Source organism: Salinifilum ghardaiensis (assembly GCF_054491345.1).
Genome location: NZ_CM137101.1, coordinates 3333894 through 3350981, shown reverse-complemented (window position 1 = coordinate 3350981; position 17088 = coordinate 3333894). Strand labels below are relative to the sequence as shown.

Below are 17088 nucleotides of genomic sequence, written 5' to 3'. Positions count from 1 at the left end.
GGTTCGGGCAACCACACGATCGCTCCGATGTTTCTGCAGCCCCCGAAAACGCCGTTCGCGGTTCGGTCAGTCGTGGGAGGAGGGTTCACCCCCGGACTGACCGGAGTTCGGGTGGACGCCCGGGTGTTCCTGCACTCCGAGGACGCCCTTCAGCTTCTCCAACGGCACGCCCTTGGTTTCCGGCATCAGCACCAGCACCCAGATGAGCTGGACGACCATGCACGCGAAGAAGAAGGCGAAGGCCATCCCTCCACCGACCACCTCGGCCAGCAACGGGAAGATCCAGGAGATGGCGGCCGCGAACCCCCAGTGGGTCAGTGACCCGAACGCCTGCCCCCGGGCGCGGATCGAGGTCGGGAAGATCTCGGAGATGAAGACCCAGATGACCGCGCCCTGGCCGAAGGCGTGCGCGGCGACGAACAACATCACCATGACCACGACGAGCGTGCTGGCCGCGCCGGAGAACGCCTCGCCCTGGCTGAGGAAGGTCGCCGCGAGGACGCCGAGGGTGACCAGGTAACCGAACGACCCGACGAGCATCAACTTGCGCCGTCCGATCCGGTCGATCACGAGGAGCGCGAGCATCGTCGAGATCAGGTTGATCAGCCCGACACCGCCGCTGCTGAGGAACGAAGCGCTCTCGCCCATCCCGGCCGACGCGAAAATCGACGGGGCGTAGTAGAGCACCGCGTTGATCCCGGAGAGCTGGTTGAACGCCGCGATCGCGAACGCGAGCAGGATGATCTTGCGGTGCGGGCGGGCGAAGAACGTGGCACGCCGCTCCGCGTCGTCGCTCCCGAGCGCCTCGGTGATCTCCTCGCGAGCCAGCCGCGCCTCGTCCGGCTCCGAGGTGAGGGCGACGATCACGCGTTCGGCCTCTTCCGCGCGTCCCACCTTCATCAGCCAACGGGGGCTCTCCGGCACCAGGACGAGCAACAGCGCGAACGCGAGCGCGGGCAACGCCTCAACGCCGAACATCCACCGCCAGCCCGTCGCTTCGGGCGCCAGCTGAAGCACGACGTAGTTCGAGAGGTAGGCCAGCAGGATGCCGAGCACGATGTTGAACTGGAACAGTCCCACCATGCGGCCGCGGAGCTTGGGCGGCGCGATCTCGGCGTTGTAGATCGGGGCGACCGCGGCGGCCGCGCCCACCCCGATACCGCCGACGAAGCGCAGCACCATGAAGGACACCCAGTCGGGAGCGAGGGCGGAGCCGAGGGCCGACACCAGGTAGAGGATCCCGATCACGTAGAGGACCCGTTTGCGTCCGATCAGGTCGGCCGGCTTCCAGATCGCGGTCGCGGCGGCACCGGCGATGGTGCCGATCAGGGCCGTCGCGACGGTGAAGCCGAGCCCGGCCGCACTGAGGGAGAACACCCGCGTCAGCGCGTCGGTGGTGCCGGAGATCACGGCGGTGTCGAAGCCGAACAGCAGGCCGCCGAGAGCGGCGATGACGGCGCTGCGCAGCGCGAGCTGTCTCCCGGCAGGATTGCGTGCCGGGGTCGGTGCGGTGCGGTCCTTCATGCCGGGGAACCTTCCTCGGTCCGAGGCCGGGCAGTGGGTGCGGTCGTGGTTCGGCCTCGACTGCCGTCGGCCAGCGCCGCGGCGAACGAGGGGGCGATCGGGAGCTCGGGCAGGAGCGCTGCCTGGTAGGCGTGGTAGACATCGGGCTTGCCGGGCCACACCTCGGCGCTGGGGAGGTTGTCGGGGTCGAGCTCGTGCCGCCAGGAGCCGTGCTCGTGGTCGACCAGGTAGCGGTCGACGTAGTCCCACCAGCGGTCGGCGAGGTCGGCGTACCTCTCCTCGCCGGTGACCCGGCGCAGGGTCTCGGCCGTGTTGATCGCCTCGGCGAGAATCCAGTGCATGCGTTCCCGGACGATCGGGCGGCCCTGCCAGTCGGTGGTGTACACGAACCCGTCGGCACCGTCGGCCGCCCAGCCGTCGGCGACGGCGCGGTCAGTCAGCGCGATCGCGGCCTCGAGCAGACCGTTCGGTGCCGCCTGGCCGAGACTCGCGTTGACCGCGACGAGCAGCCTGGCCCATTCCAGCCCGTGGCCGACCGTGGCGCCGTACGGGCGGAAGGGGTCCGCCGGATGTTCGCGGTTGTGGTCGAGCATCGGTGTCCAGGAGGAGTCGAAGTGCTCGGGGATGCGCCAGTCGTTGGCCCGCGCCCAGTCGACGACGCGGGCGGCGATCCGGCCGGCGCGGCGGTGCCACACCGGATCGCCGAGGACGTCCCCGACGGCGAGGTAGGCCTCGACGGTGTGCATGTTGGCGTTGATGCCGCGGTAGTCGTCGAGCGTCGTCCAGGTGCGATCCCACTTCTCGACCGCCAGTCCCGCCTCGTCGTCCCAGAAGTGGCGCTCGTGCACGGCGGCGGCATCGCGGAGCAGGGCGTCGGCGCCGGGGATCCCCGCCGCTGCCGCGGAACTGGCGGCCAGGCACACGAACGCGTGGGGGTAGGCCTCCTTGGCGTCCTCGACCGGACCGTGCGGCCCCACCGCGGCGAACCAGCCGCCGTGCTCGTCGTCGGCCAGGGTGGTCGTGAGCGCACGCACGCCGTGGGCCGCCAACGCGGTGAGGGTGGTCCGGTCGGGTCCTCCGGGGGCCGGGGGTTCGTCGGCGAGCGCCCCGAGGCTCATCACGTGAGTCATCCGGCAGGTGATCCACAGTTCGACGGGGCGCTCCGCGAGGAGCTGACCGGCGTCGTCGAGCCAGCCGAAACCGAGCTCGTGACGGGCGCCCCGGGCGAACCGCAGGAGATCGGCGCGCTGCGCGGCGAGGTAGGCGCGGTCGCCGGGACTGGACATCTGTTCGCTCCTTCGTGGTGACCTGCCGGGGGCCTGTTTCGTCGTGGTTGACCCCGCGGTTGGCACGTCAACCTAGCAGCGATGTCATCGATGTCAATGGAACGTCTCGCATGCTTGCGGCGCTCGCCGCGTCGAAACCCGCTGGTAATCACCCCACGGGCCACCGGTGTGATCACGGTCGCGCGGGGAACCGGACGGCGTGTGTGACATCGATGGACATGGAGCGGGCGATGCGGGGTGCCCCGTCGTCCGGGGCTAGAGTCACGGCTGAGGAAGGAGGCGGACATGACAGCTGACCTCCCCCAACGGCAGGGGCACACCACGCTGCAGGATGTCGCCCGCCTGGCCGGGGTGAGCGCCAAGACGGTGGCGCGGGCGATCAACGCCGAGAACAACGTGCGCGCGGACACCCGTGAGCGCGTCTTCGCAGCGGCCGCAGCGTTGAACTTCCGGCCGAACCGGCTGGCGCGCGAGCTGCGTCAGGGCGCGCGCACCGGCGCCGTGGGACTGGTCATCGGCAACCTCGACAACCCCTTCTACTCCCAGCTCGCCGCAGGCGTCGATCACGCCCTCCGCGAGCACGACCTCGAGCTCATCATCGCCTCGACCGACGACGAACCGGAGCGGGAGAAGGTCGTTGTGCAGGCGATGCTCGAGCGCCGCGTCACCGCCCTGATGCTGGTTCCCTCGTCGACCGACCACAGCTACCTCGAGGGGGAACGACACCGCGGGCTGCCGATCATCTTCCTGGACCGACCACCGGTCACGGTGGTCGCCGACAGCGTGCTCTGGGACAACCGCACCGACGTCCGGAAGGCGGTGCACGAACTGACCGCACGTGGTCATAGGCGCATCGCTGCACTGGCGGACAGCCCCGAGCTCTTCACTGCCGCGGAGAGGACCTCCGCGTTCCGCGGTGCGCTGACCGAGGCCGGTATCGAGCCGGACGAAACGCTCGTCCTGGCGAACATCCACGACGTGGCTTCCGCCGCCTCCGCGACTGCCGACCTGCTCGCCCGCGACGACCCGCCGAGCGCCATCGTCGCCCTCAACAACCGGATCAGCGTCGGAGCGGTCAGCACGCTGCTGCGCGACGATCCGGCGTGCGCTTTCATCGGCTTCGACGACTTCGACCTCGGCGAGTCACTGGGCATCAGCGTGATCGCCAACGATCCCCGGGAGATGGGCTACCACGCCGGCCGGATCGCGCTGCGGCGGCTCGAGGACGGCACCGGTGCGCCCGAACGGGTCTCGTTGCCGACCCGGTTGATCCAACGCGGCTCGGGGGAACGTCCGGCGCCATCACCGACCCCCTCCACCAGCTGACCCAGTTCCGCTCCTGGTCCACCCGGCAGCAACCGAACGGACGAACGCGGCTATGCAGATCCATATCTATCCAATGGGACTTACCCCTCTTGATACCTACGAAACCATTCCAGTGCTGATGAACTTCCTTAAAATACATCGCAAGATCTAAGAAGCTGTTCCTGAACTAGCGAGCGAGGCGTTTGCTGAGGGTGTGGCTCGCCGTCCAGCGGACCATGGCTTCGTGGTGTTCAGGCCGGTGTTCGTAGTCACGCACGCAACGGCGATGCTGGTTGATCCAGGCCAGACTACGTTCCACGACCCACCGGCGGTGCAGTACGACGAACCCGACTTGACCTGCGAGTTTGGCGACGATGTCGATGGTGATTCCGAACAACGAGCGGGCCCTGTCGATGAGGGTTCCGGTGTAGCCGGAGTCGGCCCACAGGCGCCGCACGCTCGGGCAGAGGTAGCGCAGCCTGGCCAGAAGGTTGCGGGCGGCGGTGCGATCTTGGAGGTCGGCTCCGGTGACCAACACGCAGATCAGCAGACCGACGGTGTCGACGGCGATATGCCGTTTGCGGCCGTTGATCTTCTTGCCCGCGTCGAAGCCGCGGCTGCCGGATCCGACGGTCTCCGCAGCTTTGACCGAGGCAGAATCGATGATCCCGGCACTCGGCGCGGCCTGGCGGCCTTCGGTTAACCGGGCTCGGTCGCGCAGGGCGTCGAGGAGGTGTTGCGTCGCACCGTACTGTTCCCACGCCGCGAAGTGGTTGTACACAGTGGACCAGGGTGGAAAATCCGCTGGCAGGGCACGCCACTTGATGCCGTTGTCTACCACAGAGAAGATCGCGTCGACGATCTCACGGCGACAGTGTTTCGCGCGACGACCATCCTTGCCGGCCAGCCAACCCGGCGTCGGCAGCACAGGTTCGATCACATCCCACTGGGCGTCGGTCAATCCGACGGGTAACGCCGCGACCTGCACGAAGGGCGGTGCGTGGTGGCCAGCAGGCAGCACTGTCGACCCCGCGCGTGCGTGATCGACGGACTCGGGCACGATGACACCCGGGACTCCTCGGTAGGACGGCTGACTCAACACCACCCGACCTACCAGGAGTCCCTTCTCATCTCCGCAGCAGCCCCCACCGACCAAGATCAGTTCAGGAACAGCCTCTAAACCAGGAGAGGGTTGTCGGTCGTTAGGTCGGTCGGAACTTCGTTCCTCCCTCCCTCCCTCCAACCCTCTATGGGGGTCACATCGCCAAACTCCGCCCCCCTGAAGCTTCAAAAGTGACCAAGACCACTTTTCAGTCTCGTCTGTGTCCGCCTGAAGCTCCAACTTCTCATATGTCACGTGGTGACGTGTTTGATCGAAGTCTTCCGGTTTGTTACGTTAACCATCTGTGATCAAGAAACCGAGTACGACAAAGTCGAAGCTGTTGGCTCCGGTGTTGGCGGCTGTGACCGCCTCTGGGGGGTTGGTGGCAACTGGTGCGGCGTCTGCTGATACCACAGCGAGCGCGCCGGAAGATAACCCGGTTGTTCAGTATGCAAAGAACCATCCTCTCGACTACGTTGGGATGAGTCGCATCGCTCGCGAGATAGCCGGCGAACCGATGCAGTTCAGCGTGAACGGAATCGATCAACCAGTAAGTGCCCAGAAGGCAGAAGAGATTACGGAGCGACGTCACCAGAAACGTCTCCAGCTTAAGAAGTCCGCACGTGACGGTGCACAGGTGATGGATGTTCCGATTAATGCGTTCACCGTCACTAGCTCCCTGGCCCCTGCTGGGCACCCGCGGGATATCTTCCCTATTGGAACCTGGGATTTTCGCGACAACTATGTCAACGGGTCGGCTCCTGACGATATTGCGAGCTTGCAGGTGCCTCTAGGGAGCTGCCTGAATCTTCATCATGCAACGATCACGACGAAAGACTACCAAGGAACCGAGTACCCCCATGCCGCCTACATCCGTGATGCTGGAATCGACGGAAACGCTGTCGCTGGTATCCGGGACAATCCCACTCCGGACGGATTCGCGTTAAACAACGACAACGGGGTAATGGCGGCGACTGTAACCAAGAACGCCAACTGTGGTCCTACACGGGTGGACACCCAGTTCATCTATGAGCACAACCAGGATGGCGGAAACGTGGTAAGCGTCAACGTCGGCTGGGGGTTCCTGGGAATCAACTATGGTGGCGGGCCTAGTGCATTGCAGAAGAGTGCACGGGCGCCGCATGCCGTCATCCCGTGACGGACTGCGTCACAATCCTTACGGGGGGTGCTTCCGCTGGTCCGAGTAGTATAGGGTAGAACGTATGCTTAAGAGCGTACCAATCCTGCTGTGGATCGCCGGAGCCTTCATTGACATGCTGTCATGGTCCGACATTGGAGCGGGACAGAGATCCATTCATATGGCCGCGATCTTTATGGTCGGGGCTATTGTGACGGCGATCATGAGCGTCGGCAGTAAGGCGCCGAACTCGGAACGGGAATCATCCTCCTCCGCTGAGTGAGGGTGGCAGGCGTTGAGCAACGCTTGCCACCCCAGAGGCCGGCTCTATTGGAGCCGTCGGATGTCCCAGCTGCCTTGCGTAAGCGCGGTCGTGATCGACGGACTCGGGCACGATGACATCCGGGACTCCTCGGTAGGACGGCTGACTCAACACCACCCGACCTACCAGGAGTCCCTTCTCATCTCCGCAGCGGCCCCCACCGACCAAGATCAGTTCAGGAACAGCCTCTAAGTTGACAAGTTCCGTTCACGATGAAAACACAGATTCTGTGGCGTCGCATGGAGCGGTTGCCGCGCTCGCTGCAGGCACTTCTTGAAGTGGCACGCAGAACGACCTCCGAAGATGCGTTCACCGGTTGACGACAGTCCGGCGCGACACCTCCGCCACCCCCGGCCTCACCCCAGCGTCAACAACCTCCCGACCCGCAACACCTAGTAGGGCTTTGTTAAGTGTTGATCTTGTATGTGATGATCTTGGTGTGACTCCGGAGGAGATGCAGACGGTGGCCCCGCGTGTGGAGGCCTTCGCGGCCCAGATGCTCGCGGGAGTGCCGCGGCGAGATCAGCGGGTCAAGGGCGAGTTGTATCTGCGCGGGCTGCTGCTGGACGGGCAGCGCAAGTCGATGCAGCCCATGGCCGAGCGGCTCGGAGTGGATCACCAGAGGTTGCAGCAGTTCATCTCCTCGTCGACCTGGGACGACGGGCAGGTGCGGCGGCGGCTGGCCGGCTGGGCCGAGCAGTTCCTCGGCCCGCGCGCGTTCGTGGTCGATGACACCGGGTTCGTCAAGGACGGGCACGACTCTCCTGGCGTGACCCGGCAGTACTCGGGCACGCTGGGCAAGACGGCCAACTGCCAGATCGGGGTCAGCCTGCACGCCGCCACGGATTGGGCCTCGGCGGCGGTGAACTGGCGGCTGTTCCTGCCGGCCAGTTGGGACGATGCGGCTGCCGAGGATGCCGCCACGGCTGCAGCGATCCGCGGTCGGCGTAAGCGGGCCGGCATTGGCGAGCAGGTGCGGCATCGGGAGAAGTGGCGGCTGGCGCTGGACATGCTCGACGAAGCCACCGACACGTGGCAGTTGTCCGCGCATCCGGTGATTGCCGATAGCGGTTACGGCGATGCCACCGCCTTCCGGCTTGGGCTGGCCCAGCGGCGCCTGAACTATGTCGTCGCGGTCAAGGCCACCACCAGTGCCCAGCCGCATGACGCGGTGCCGGTGACACCGGAGTGGTCCGGTGCCGGGCGCCCGCCGCAGCCGGGCTATCCGAGCAAGCCGACGACTCTGCGCGAGCTCGCCGTGGCCGCCGGACGGGCCAGCCTGCATCACGTGACCTGGCGCCACGGCACGAAGAAAACCGCCAGCAACCGCACCGGCGCGATGCGCTCGCGGTTCCTGGCACTACGGGTGCGCCCGGCGAACCGCCAGATCCCCCGCGGTGCCGACGGCAGCCTGCCCGCCTGCTGGCTCATCGCTGAATGGCCCCCACACGAGCCCGAGCCCACCGACTACTGGCTGTCCAACCTGCCCACCGACACGCCTCTGCGTGAGCTGGTGCAACTCGCCAAGCTGCGCTGGCGTGTCGAACACGACTACCGCGAACTCAAAACCGGCCTCGGCCTCGACCACTTCGAAGGCCGCAACCTGCAAGGCTGGTATCGCCACGTCACCCTGGTCAGCCTCGCCCAAGCGATCTGCACCCAGCTGCGCTACGACCCACAAGCCCCTGCGCCGGCCTGACCCTGTACGCCGTCGTCCGCGAACTCCAGACCCTGCTGGCCGTCTGGACCGGCGCCTGCCCCACCTGCCACCAACCCCCTCCAGACAACTGGCAACCCCTTCACCAGCAACGAAGAAGAACTTAACAAAGCCCTACTAGAGCGTCGACATCGTTCGCCTCGGATGCCGCTATGTAGCGGTCTCTCGCGTCATTCACACGCCGAACATGCCCAACGGGCATGCGGCCGTCCACGTGCGACCCGGGAGCTCAGAGCATGTCGACACGCCGGTGCAGCGCCGGTTGGCCGCATGAGGAACCCCGCCTCGGCGAGGAACTCCACCAGGCCCCGCAGGAAGTGCGCAACGCCGACTTGCGGTGCTCGTTGCTCGCCACCGCCGCACGCGCGCTCGGGGGCCAACCCGGCGACCCGGTAGACGCCCGGGTTGACCGGGTTGCGCACGACGAGAGTGGCGATAGCTGCGATGACCGACGCTCTCGCGGCGCGCTTGACCCCGCCCGCGCCGTCCATGTGTTCGCGGATCTCCTGCCTGGCGAACCGCATGTGCCGGGATTCCTCGACGACGTGGACCTGCGACCTGGCGCGCACGATCTCGAGCACGTTCTCGCCGCGCACCACCCGGCGTCGAGTCCAGCACCAGACTCGGACGCTACCGCTGGTGCATCGAACGCCGCTTCTTCTCGCTGTTCACCCACCGCCGCCTGGCCGTGCGCTGGGAACGCAAAGCCAACAATTTCGCCACCCTCCCCACCGAGCAGCGACTCCACGGCCGGGCCCTCTACCGGTGCCGCTTCCCGAGCGAATACGCATTGGCGAACAAGATCGACCCCGCCCTCCGGGGCGTCGGTGGGCGCGCGACGTTCAGCGTTGCGCGTCGTCCTCGGCGGCGAGCAGGGGGCGCAGGTGCTCGGGCAGCGGTTCCCCGAGGTGGAGCTCCTGCTCGAGCCACCGGCACAGCTCGGTCAGGTCCGCGTCCTCGTGCAGCGGTCCGGCCAGGTGCGCGGGTCCGTTCGGTCGACGCGTCGCGTCGCACGGCTGCACGAGGACGAACGCCCCCGCAGCGGCGGTCTCGCGCTGGCAGCTCCCGGCCAGGGGGCAGCCGGCCCGCTCGCGCAGCAGTTCGAGCAGGCATCCGCTGCGCACGAGGACACCGTGCTGGGTACTGCGCACCGCCCTGCGCAGTGCGGTGCCGATGTCCGGTCCGCCCCGCGACGGCGGACAGTTCTCCTCGCCGCAGTAGGCCACCGTGAAACCGCTGGAGTCGTCCACACCTCGAGTGTAACGATAATGAGTATCGTTTTCATCAGTTGAGCGAGGCCAGCAGGTATGCGCGGTGGCCCGGTTCGATGCTCCAGCGCAAAAAGGCGAATCTGCATGCCGCATGGATGTTCCGCCGCCACCTAGCTGCGACGCCCTGTTCGAGAGAGCCGCTGAAGTATCCGCGAGCACGTGCGGTCCCGAGCAGTCCCACATGGACGCGAGCGAGCGCATGCTGCTTCGCCGACGCGGCACGCTCAGTCCTGCTTGACCGCGCTCAGCCCGAACAGCAGGGGAACCCGCGGGGTGTCCGGGGGTAGTCGCCACCAGCCGTCCTCGGCGCGCCGCATGGCGCTCCACCGCGGCCACGGCAGGGTCCCGGTCTCGCGCAGCGCCTCGACGCGCAGTCCGCTGCGCACGACCGCGTTGACCACTTCGGCGACCCCGTGCCGCCATTCGTACGCCGTGGTCGCGCCGCCCACGAGCACACCACCTCGTGGGTATGAGCACCCGCATGTTCGGTGGGGTCATCATGGCGCCCGGTGATGGCCGGGGTTTGGTCCTGCCGCCGCGCTCGTCCCCGTACCAGATCGTTGTCGTCCCGATCGAGGGGAACAGCTCGAACGGTGCCTGTCGGCGGCGCAAGACCTCAGCAGGTGGTTGCGGGAGTCCGGGGTGCGCGTGCACGTCGACGGCCGCCCCGGCTCTTGCCGAGGTGCAGGTTCAACCAGTGGGAGCTGCAGGGGTGCCCATGCGGCTCGAGCTCGGTCCCGTGACCTGGACACCGGTGTGGCGATGCCGGCCCGCCATCTGGACGGCGCCAAGGAGCAGCTCCCGCTGGAGTCCGTTCCGCAGACGCTACCCGGACTGCTGGACAACTACCACGAGTTCCTGCTCAAACTCGCCACCGAGTTCCAGGAGTCCCACATCGCGCCCGCCGGCTCGTCGGACGCTTTCGCCGCCACGGTTGCCGAGGGGTGGGCGGCTGCTCTCCACTGCGGTACACCCAGCTGCGAAGGCGCGATCAAGGAAGAAGCGGCGGCGACTCCGCGCTGCACCCGCAGGAGACGGAATCCTGCGTCCACTGCGGGGGTGTCTGAACCAGCTGACAGTCCCCGTGGACTCACTGTTCGTGTCGGAGGGGGAGTTGCGCGCTGACCACACGGCTCGAGCTGCCTGAGGCGAGCTGATCTCGTTTGCGGCGGGTGTCCCGAGCTGTCCTGGCGCGCGTGTTGGGACAGTGCGGCGGGTCGCGGGTTGAAGGCTAGTGGCCAGCAGCTATGTGGGTTTCGTGGCCGGTGGGACGGATGTTTTTGGTTGTCCCGTCCTGTCCCGATCTGGTCACTGGAGCTGGTTGAGGGCTGCCGATCGTCTGGGACGCGCTGGCCTGTCCCGGACGATCGGCTATTGGTCGGACGCGCCGTCTCGTGCGGCCTGGTGGGGTTGAGTCGCGAGGCGTCGTCGGCGCCGGTTCTTCCTGCGTGCCGAGACCGCGTTCGGCCTGATGAACACGGTCAGCGGTATGCACGGGTACTGGGAAGAAGCACCGCGACGATGTCGCACGCGAGGGCTTCCTGACGGTGTTCGCCTCGATGTTCCAAGACCGCGGGTTCTACGTCCTCGACGAGCCGGAAGCCGCTCTGTCGTTCGCGTCTTGCCTGCAACTGGTCGGCCTGATGCACGAGCTCGGCGAGCGCAGAGCGCAGGTGGTGTGCGCGACGCACTCGCCGATCCTGGCCGCGGCTCCCATGGGACTCGCCGCGGGAAGTGGGACGAGCTCGAGCTCGTTGACCACTGGGGGCGGCGCTACCTCAACAACCCGAACAGCTACCTGAGGCACATCAGCCGTTGTCTCAGCGAGAACCGATGCCCTTCAAGATCTTCATCGCGCTGGTCAGGACGGTGGACCAGGTTTCGTGGGCGACGCCGGAAGGCGGGGTGAAGCCTTGGAGGCGTTGGTGGGCGATGGTTTGGGGTTCGGTGTATTTGAGGAGGCCGTCGGCGCCGTGGCGGCGGCCGAGGCCGGAGTCGCCCATGCCGCCCATCGGGGCGTCGATGCTTCCCCACGCGGCGGCGAAGGCTTCGTTGATGTTGACGGTTCCGGCATGCAGGCGCGCTGCGACCGCACGTCCGCGGGCGCCGTTTTGGGTCCAGACGCTGGCGTTGAGCCCGTAGGGGGTGGCGTTGGCCTGCGCGGCGGCGTCGTCGGTGTCGCGGTAGGGGTAGATCGACACTACGGGCCCGAAGGTCTCGTGGTCGTAGAGCGTCATGTCGGGAGTGACACCGGTGAGGATCGTCGGCTCGTAGAACAGCGGCCCCAGGTCCGGCCGCGCTTTTCCGCCGGCTCGCACGGTGGCGCCCTTGGCTCTCGCGTCGTCGACGTGCGCGGTGACCGTGTCGAGCTGGGAGGGGTTGGTGAGGGATCCGACGTCGATGCTGTAGTCGTAGGCGGCACCGAGTCGGAGTGCGTTGGTGCGGGCGACGAATGCGGCGACGAAGTCGTCGTGCATGGTTTCGGGCACGTACAGGCGTTCGACGGAGACGCAGAGCTGGCCGGCCGAGGGGAAGCAGGCGATGATAGCGCCGTCGGCGGCGCGGGCGATGTCGGCGTCGTCGAGCACGACCATGGCGTTCTTGCCGCCGAGTTCCAGCGAGGAGCCGATCAGTCGTTCGCCCGCGTCGCGTGCGATCTGTCGTCCGCTGGCGGTGGACCCGGTGAACATCACGTAGTCGGTACCTGCCATGAGCGCCCCGCCGATGGAGCTGCCCCGGCCGACGACCATCTGCCACACGTCGACGGGCAGCCCGGCTTCGTGCATCAGGTCGAGCGCCCACAGTGCGGTGAGCGCGGTTTGGGTGTCGGGTTTCTGCACCACGGCGTTTCCTGCCATGAGTGCGGGGATGGTATCTCCGGCGGCCATGCTCAACGGGTAGTTCCACGGGGAAATGACGGAAACCACGCCCTTGGGGTGGCGCAGTTCCGTGGTGTGGGTCAACAGCGGGATGGCACCGCGGCGGCGCTTGGGCGACAGGTACCGTTCGGCGCTGCGCGCGTAGTAGCGCGCCGTGATCGCGATGTCGATGACCTCGAGGAACGCGTCGCGGCGCGTCTTGCCGCTCTCGGCCTGCATCAGGTCCAGGGCTTCGTCCTGCCGTTCGAGGACGAGGTCGTGGAAACGCAGCAGGATCTTCTTGCGCTCGCTGATGGGCGTGGCGGCCCATACCGCCTGCGCGCGGCGGGCCCGCGCGGACGCGGTCTCGACGTCCTGCGGTGTGGAGACGGGCAGGTCGGCCAGCGGGTCCCCGGTATAGGGGGCCCGGGTGGTGACCGTCTTGGCGTCTCCCGCGGCCGTGACCCGCGCGGCCAGGCGCTGCAGCGTCGGCGGTGTAATCGACGGAGGCAGCGACCCTGTCGAGGTGGAGGCGATGCCGGGGGTGCTAGTCGGTGCGGCATTCATGGTCAGGCTCCGTGCGCGGGGGCAATGGGGAATGGTGCACTGGTCGGGCCAGGGCTGGGATGGTGCGGTTCGGCGGTGCCCGCCAGTTCGGTGCGGGCACCGCCGGACCGGTTACCGGGTCCTTACTGCAGCGCTGTCTTCAGGGCGTCGATCGCCAGGTGGCGGGCGACGTTGGCGGCGCGGGTGTCGCGCAGGCTGTCCAGGAGCAGGAAGTCGTGGACCATCCCGGCGACCCGGACCGAGGTGACGTCCACACCGGCCTCGCGCATCCTGTTGGCGTACTGCTCTCCCTCGTCACGCAGAACATCGGCCTCATCGGTGATGACGAGCGTGGTGGGCAGACCCTTGAGATCGTCCAAGGACGCCTGCAGTGGTGAAGCGTGCTTCTCCGCGCGCTGGGCGGGGTCGGTGGTGTACTGGTCCCAGAACCACTTCATGCCGTCGCGCGTGAGGTAGTAGCCCTCGGCGAACTGGATGTAGGAGGGGGTGTCGAAGTCGGCGTTGGTGACCGGGTACAGCAAAACTTGGGCCTTGAGGTCGATACCACCGCGCTCCTTGTTCATCAGCGCGAACACCGCCGACATGCAGCCACCGACGGACTCACCGGTAACCGCGATGCGTGAGGTGTCCAGGCCGTGCTCGGCACCGTGCTGCAGCACCCACTGGCCCACTGCGTAGTTCTGCTCGACCTGGGTGGGATAGCCCTTTTCCGGCGCCCGGTCGTAGACCGGGAAAACACCCGCGGCACCGGCGCCGACCGCGAGCTCGCGGAAGAGCCGGTCATGGGTCTTGTCGTCGCCGAAGACCCAGCCGGCGCCGTGGATGTAGAACACCACGGGCAGCGGGCCCGACGCGCCCTTGGGGCGGATGATGCGGGTGGGAACGGTGCCCCAGTCCCCGGCGTCGACCTCGACCCAGGTCTCGTCGACCTCCGGGCGGGGCACCCCTTCGCCGCTTTGAAGGTCGAGCAGGATCTGCCGGCCCTGATCCGGGGGCAGCTCGTAGATGCGAGGGTGCGGATCGGTCGCCTTGGCCAGTTCCGTGGCTTCTGGTTCAAGGACTGGAGTGATGGGAGGCGGGATCTCGGGCATTGCTCTCTCCAACTCTGTGATGGCGTTCGGTGTCCGACCAGACAGGTCCGGTCCACGGCGACGCACGTGCCTCTTCGGGTGGGCGCGGGTCCTGCGCACACGGACCGTTTGGTGCTGGGCTACTCCTTTCCTGAGACGTCGGCGATGATGCGGTGTGCGAGGGCGGCTGAGGAGCCGGGGTTCTGTCCGGTGTAGACGTTGCGGTCGACCACGACCTTGGACTTCAGGGGAAGCCCAGCGGTGTAGTGCGCACCCGCCTGCTTGAGGCGGTCTTCGAGCAGCCACTTGGCTTTCCACGCGAACGGGTTGATCCGCTCTTCGGCGTTGGACAGTCCGGTCATGGTGTAGCCAGCGAACGGCCAGCTGCCATCGGGGTTCTCGGCGGCCAGGGAGGCGGCCGGGGCGTGGCAGAGCAGCGCGAGCGGACGGCCCGAGCGCAGCCGCTTGGTCAGCAGTGCACCGGAGACCTCGTCGACGGCGAGGTCCTCCATCGGACCGTGCCCGCCGGAGTAGAACACGACGTCGAAATCGTCGGAGTCCATATCGGACAGGTCGGTCGGGCTCTGCAGCACGGCAGCGAGCTGATCGAGTTCGGCACGCAGCCTTTTCGCTCTAGGTGGCAGGACGCCGCCTCTGACGCCGAGGCTGAGTTCATCGACGACTGGCTGCTTGCCGCTGGGCGTGGCCACGGTGACCTCCCAACCTGCCTCGGTGAACAGCCTGTGCGGCACGACGAACTCCTCCGCCCAGAACCCGGTCGGGTGCTCGGTGCCGTCCTTGAGAGTCCACACGCGGGCGGCGGAGAGAACCTGCAGAACTCTGGTCATCGGACGACTCCTCAGCGGGTGTGCGCGGATGCGGTCAGGGCGGTTAGGACTTGGTAGGCACCGAGTACGGCACGGGCATGTGCAGCGCGAGCTGGCCCTCGGTGATTACGTCGAGGCGGAGCGTCCGGATGGGTTTGAGCGAACGCAGGTCGTCTGTCATGCGGCCCCGGCCGAGCTGCAAGTCGATGTCGCGGGGAAAGGCGGTGCTGCCGGCCGACAGCGCGTTGGCCTGGCTCAACGTCGAGTGCCACGCCCCGTTGATCGATGTGTACGAGGTCAGGCTCGAAACACGCTCGCCGCTGGAATACCTGGTCTGGGACGGGGTGGGCGCGGAGAACGCCACATCGGTCTCGCCGGCATCGTTGGCCACGCGCGCGGTGGTGCGGCGGTTGTCGATGTCGACGTCGAGCTCGGTGACCCACTTGGGAAAGCCATACCCGTCGTGGCCGCGCACCTGGGCGATGTCGGTGTTGACCGGCAAGGACAGCACGTAGGAATCGAGCTGGTCGTTCTTCAACGCCGCGACCAGATCCACTAACCCGAGCTTGCCGTGACGTGCCGGCCGCACGGCGACCCCGACGGCGGCTTCGGTGTAGAAGTCGATGTCGCACACGTCGTAGCGGAAGAAGATCACCGACATCAGGCCGAGTCCGGGCGCGACTTCCAGCGGCGCCAACTCCCGGGGTAGGCGGGAGCGGATCGCGCGGGAGCGGGCGAGCATCGTGATCCGGGTCGAGGACATGCGGTAGTAGAAGTTCGGCGTGAAGGTCGGGCCGATCGGCGACTCGACCTTCGTCTTGGGCAGTTCCCGGAAGAAGTCCACGCCACTGACACGGGGATCGCGAGCGACCTCGTCCAGATCGGTGTTCATCCGGTACCGGTCGAACAGGCCGTCCTGGGGAACCCTAACCGTGCGGCCGGCTAGGTCGACTTCGACCATGGCCTGGTGTGTCGTGGACATTGGGAGCAACTCCCTCGCTGGCGATGTTAACGGTGCTTACGCAGGCTAGGCGAGAATGTAAGCACTGTCAACACTAGTGTCGCCGCACCTGCTCTCGCGTGCAATGTGGCGACGTCGCGACGTGGTCTTGCGGGGGGTGGTTGTGCCAGAGAGGGGTGCGATCGCATCGAACGGGTGGTCGCGCACCTGTCGAATGCGGTGCCCCGCTCGGCTTGGCCGTAACGGTAAGCCAAGGTGCGCTCGCTTGCGAGGCGGCTGGATGCCGCAACTCGTCGAATCCCGTGTGCCGGGTTGAGTCAGACCGATTCGCTCATGTAGTGATCACGGCTTCTCGGTGCCACAATCCGATGGACCAGCACAGTGTTGGGGAGTCATGGCACAGAGCGTCGGCGGCCGAGAGAAATGGGCATCGTCACCCCTGGGTTCCACGGGCGCCCTTCCGGCGGCGATGCGCGGGTGCCGCCTGGCCAGTACCGCACCGACGACTTCCCAGTGCTCTCGGCCGGCCCAACACCGCGCGTTTCCCTAGATGAGTGGCAACTATCGATCACCAGCGAGACGGGAGCGGCGCATCGGTGGTCGTGGCCGGAATTTGTGGGCCTTCCAGCGAGACACTGACTGTGGATATTCACTGCGTCACCAAGTGGTCGAAGCTGGACACCAGATGGCGCGGTGTGTCCATTCGAACCGACCTGTTTCGTGTGCGGCCCCACCGGTTTCGTGGAGACGGTCGCCGACATCCTGCTCGCGCTCGGACACGATCCGCACCGGATCCGCACCGAACGCTTCGGTCCGAGTGGAGGCTGACATGACCGATCAGTACGAGGACGGCAACGCCATGGCCGGCCTGCTCCGGGAGATCTTCGCAGTCGATCTCCCCGCGACCCTCGGCCGATGCGTCCATTGTGGCCTCAGCAATCCGGTGGCCGCCTTGCGTGTCTACTCCCGATCCCCTGGCCTGGTTGCCCGCTGTCCCGGCTGCGGCGCGGTCGTGCTCCGGCTGGTGCGCACACCGGATTCGGTGTGGCTCGACCTCAAGGGGACGGTTTCTCTGCAGATACCGACATGAACGCCAGACGCCGCAGGTCACTCCCGGTCTCATCCACCCCCTGAAGGTCT

15 protein-coding genes and 1 pseudogene are annotated in these 17088 nt (G+C 66.9%); 6 read left to right on the top strand and 10 right to left on the bottom strand.

Annotated features, from left to right (window positions below; translation table 11 throughout):
* Nucleotides 1–66: 66 nt before the first annotated feature.
* Complete coding sequence (locus ACVGV0_RS15200) at nucleotides 67–1524, bottom strand: sugar porter family MFS transporter (RefSeq protein ID WP_459156343.1); 1458 nt, start codon at nucleotides 1522–1524, stop codon at nucleotides 67–69.
* Nucleotides 1521–2810 (bottom strand): AGE family epimerase/isomerase, encoded by a 1290-nt coding sequence (locus tag ACVGV0_RS15195; protein WP_459156342.1) that lies wholly within the window; start codon nucleotides 2808–2810, stop codon nucleotides 1521–1523. Before ACVGV0_RS15195 ends, ACVGV0_RS15200 begins: the two co-directional genes overlap by 4 nt.
* A 285-nt stretch (nucleotides 2811–3095) precedes the next feature.
* Here ACVGV0_RS15195 and ACVGV0_RS15190 point away from each other — a divergent pair, with 285 nt between their 5' ends.
* Nucleotides 3096–4136: a LacI family DNA-binding transcriptional regulator gene (locus ACVGV0_RS15190; protein ID WP_459156341.1), complete on the top strand. Its 1041-nt coding sequence runs from the start codon at nucleotides 3096–3098 to the stop codon at nucleotides 4134–4136.
* A 166-nt stretch (nucleotides 4137–4302) separates the two neighbouring features.
* Here the strand turns inward: ACVGV0_RS15190 and ACVGV0_RS15185 are convergent, their stop codons facing one another.
* Nucleotides 4303–5175, bottom strand: a complete 873-nt coding sequence (locus ACVGV0_RS15185; protein WP_459156340.1) for an IS5 family transposase — start codon at nucleotides 5173–5175, stop codon at nucleotides 4303–4305.
* 346 nt (nucleotides 5176–5521) lie between these two features.
* On the opposite strand from ACVGV0_RS15185, the gene ACVGV0_RS15180 reads away from it, so the two are divergent.
* Both ACVGV0_RS15180 and ACVGV0_RS15175 read left to right on the top strand, forming a co-directional pair.
* The gene (locus ACVGV0_RS15180; RefSeq protein WP_459156339.1) at nucleotides 5522–6376 is read left to right on the top strand and encodes a hypothetical protein; all 855 of its coding nucleotides are present in this window, start codon (nucleotides 5522–5524) and stop codon (nucleotides 6374–6376) included.
* Between the two features lie 740 nt (nucleotides 6377–7116).
* Nucleotides 7117–8376 (top strand): IS701 family transposase, encoded by a 1260-nt coding sequence (locus ACVGV0_RS15175; protein WP_459156338.1) that lies wholly within the window; start codon nucleotides 7117–7119, stop codon nucleotides 8374–8376.
* A gap of 188 nt (nucleotides 8377–8564) precedes the next feature.
* Here ACVGV0_RS15175 and ACVGV0_RS15170 read toward each other — a convergent pair whose 3' ends face one another.
* The 3 genes from ACVGV0_RS15170 to ACVGV0_RS15160 all read right to left on the bottom strand — a co-directional run bounded on the left by ACVGV0_RS15170 (nucleotide 8565) and on the right by ACVGV0_RS15160 (nucleotide 10114).
* The gene (locus ACVGV0_RS15170; protein WP_459156337.1) at nucleotides 8565–8990 is read right to left on the bottom strand and encodes a diiron oxygenase; all 426 of its coding nucleotides are present in this window, start codon (nucleotides 8988–8990) and stop codon (nucleotides 8565–8567) included.
* A gap of 246 nt (nucleotides 8991–9236) precedes the next feature.
* A complete protein-coding gene (locus tag ACVGV0_RS15165; RefSeq protein WP_459156336.1) occupies nucleotides 9237–9644 on the bottom strand; it encodes a hypothetical protein in 408 nt (135 codons plus the stop codon).
* 245 nt (nucleotides 9645–9889) lie between these two features.
* Nucleotides 9890–10114: a hypothetical protein gene (locus ACVGV0_RS15160; RefSeq protein WP_459156335.1), complete on the bottom strand. Its 225-nt coding sequence runs from the start codon at nucleotides 10112–10114 to the stop codon at nucleotides 9890–9892.
* A 1110-nt stretch (nucleotides 10115–11224) separates the two neighbouring features.
* Here ACVGV0_RS15160 and ACVGV0_RS15155 point away from each other — a divergent pair.
* Nucleotides 11225–11467 carry an AAA family ATPase gene (locus ACVGV0_RS15155; RefSeq protein WP_459156334.1) on the top strand — a complete coding sequence of 81 codons (243 nt, stop codon included), beginning with the start codon at nucleotides 11225–11227 and terminating at the stop codon, nucleotides 11465–11467.
* Between the two features lie 18 nt (nucleotides 11468–11485).
* On the opposite strand, the gene ACVGV0_RS15150 is transcribed toward ACVGV0_RS15155, so the two are convergent.
* The 4 genes from ACVGV0_RS15150 to ACVGV0_RS15135 form a co-directional block, all read right to left on the bottom strand.
* Nucleotides 11486–13090 carry a succinic semialdehyde dehydrogenase gene (locus ACVGV0_RS15150; RefSeq protein WP_459156333.1) on the bottom strand — a complete coding sequence of 535 codons (1605 nt, stop codon included), beginning with the start codon at nucleotides 13088–13090 and terminating at the stop codon, nucleotides 11486–11488.
* A gap of 122 nt (nucleotides 13091–13212) precedes the next feature.
* On the bottom strand, nucleotides 13213–14181 hold the full coding sequence (locus tag ACVGV0_RS15145; protein WP_459156332.1) for an alpha/beta hydrolase: 969 nt from the start codon (nucleotides 14179–14181) through the stop codon (nucleotides 13213–13215).
* 119 nt (nucleotides 14182–14300) lie between these two features.
* Nucleotides 14301–15008 carry a type 1 glutamine amidotransferase domain-containing protein gene (locus ACVGV0_RS15140; RefSeq protein ID WP_459156331.1) on the bottom strand — a complete coding sequence of 236 codons (708 nt, stop codon included), beginning with the start codon at nucleotides 15006–15008 and terminating at the stop codon, nucleotides 14301–14303.
* Between the two features lie 43 nt (nucleotides 15009–15051).
* On the bottom strand, nucleotides 15052–15969 hold the full coding sequence (locus ACVGV0_RS15135; protein WP_459156330.1) for an acetoacetate decarboxylase family protein: 918 nt from the start codon (nucleotides 15967–15969) through the stop codon (nucleotides 15052–15054).
* Nucleotides 15970–16650: 681 nt separating this feature from the next.
* On the opposite strand from ACVGV0_RS15135, the pseudogene ACVGV0_RS15130 reads away from it, so the two are divergent.
* Nucleotides 16651–16776, top strand: a pseudogene (locus ACVGV0_RS15130) (oxidoreductase); the annotation flags it as partial.
* Nucleotide 16777: 1 nt separating this feature from the next.
* On the top strand, nucleotides 16778–17038 hold the full coding sequence (locus ACVGV0_RS15125; protein ID WP_459156329.1) for a DUF6510 family protein: 261 nt from the start codon (nucleotides 16778–16780) through the stop codon (nucleotides 17036–17038).
* Nucleotides 17039–17088 lie beyond the last annotated feature (50 nt).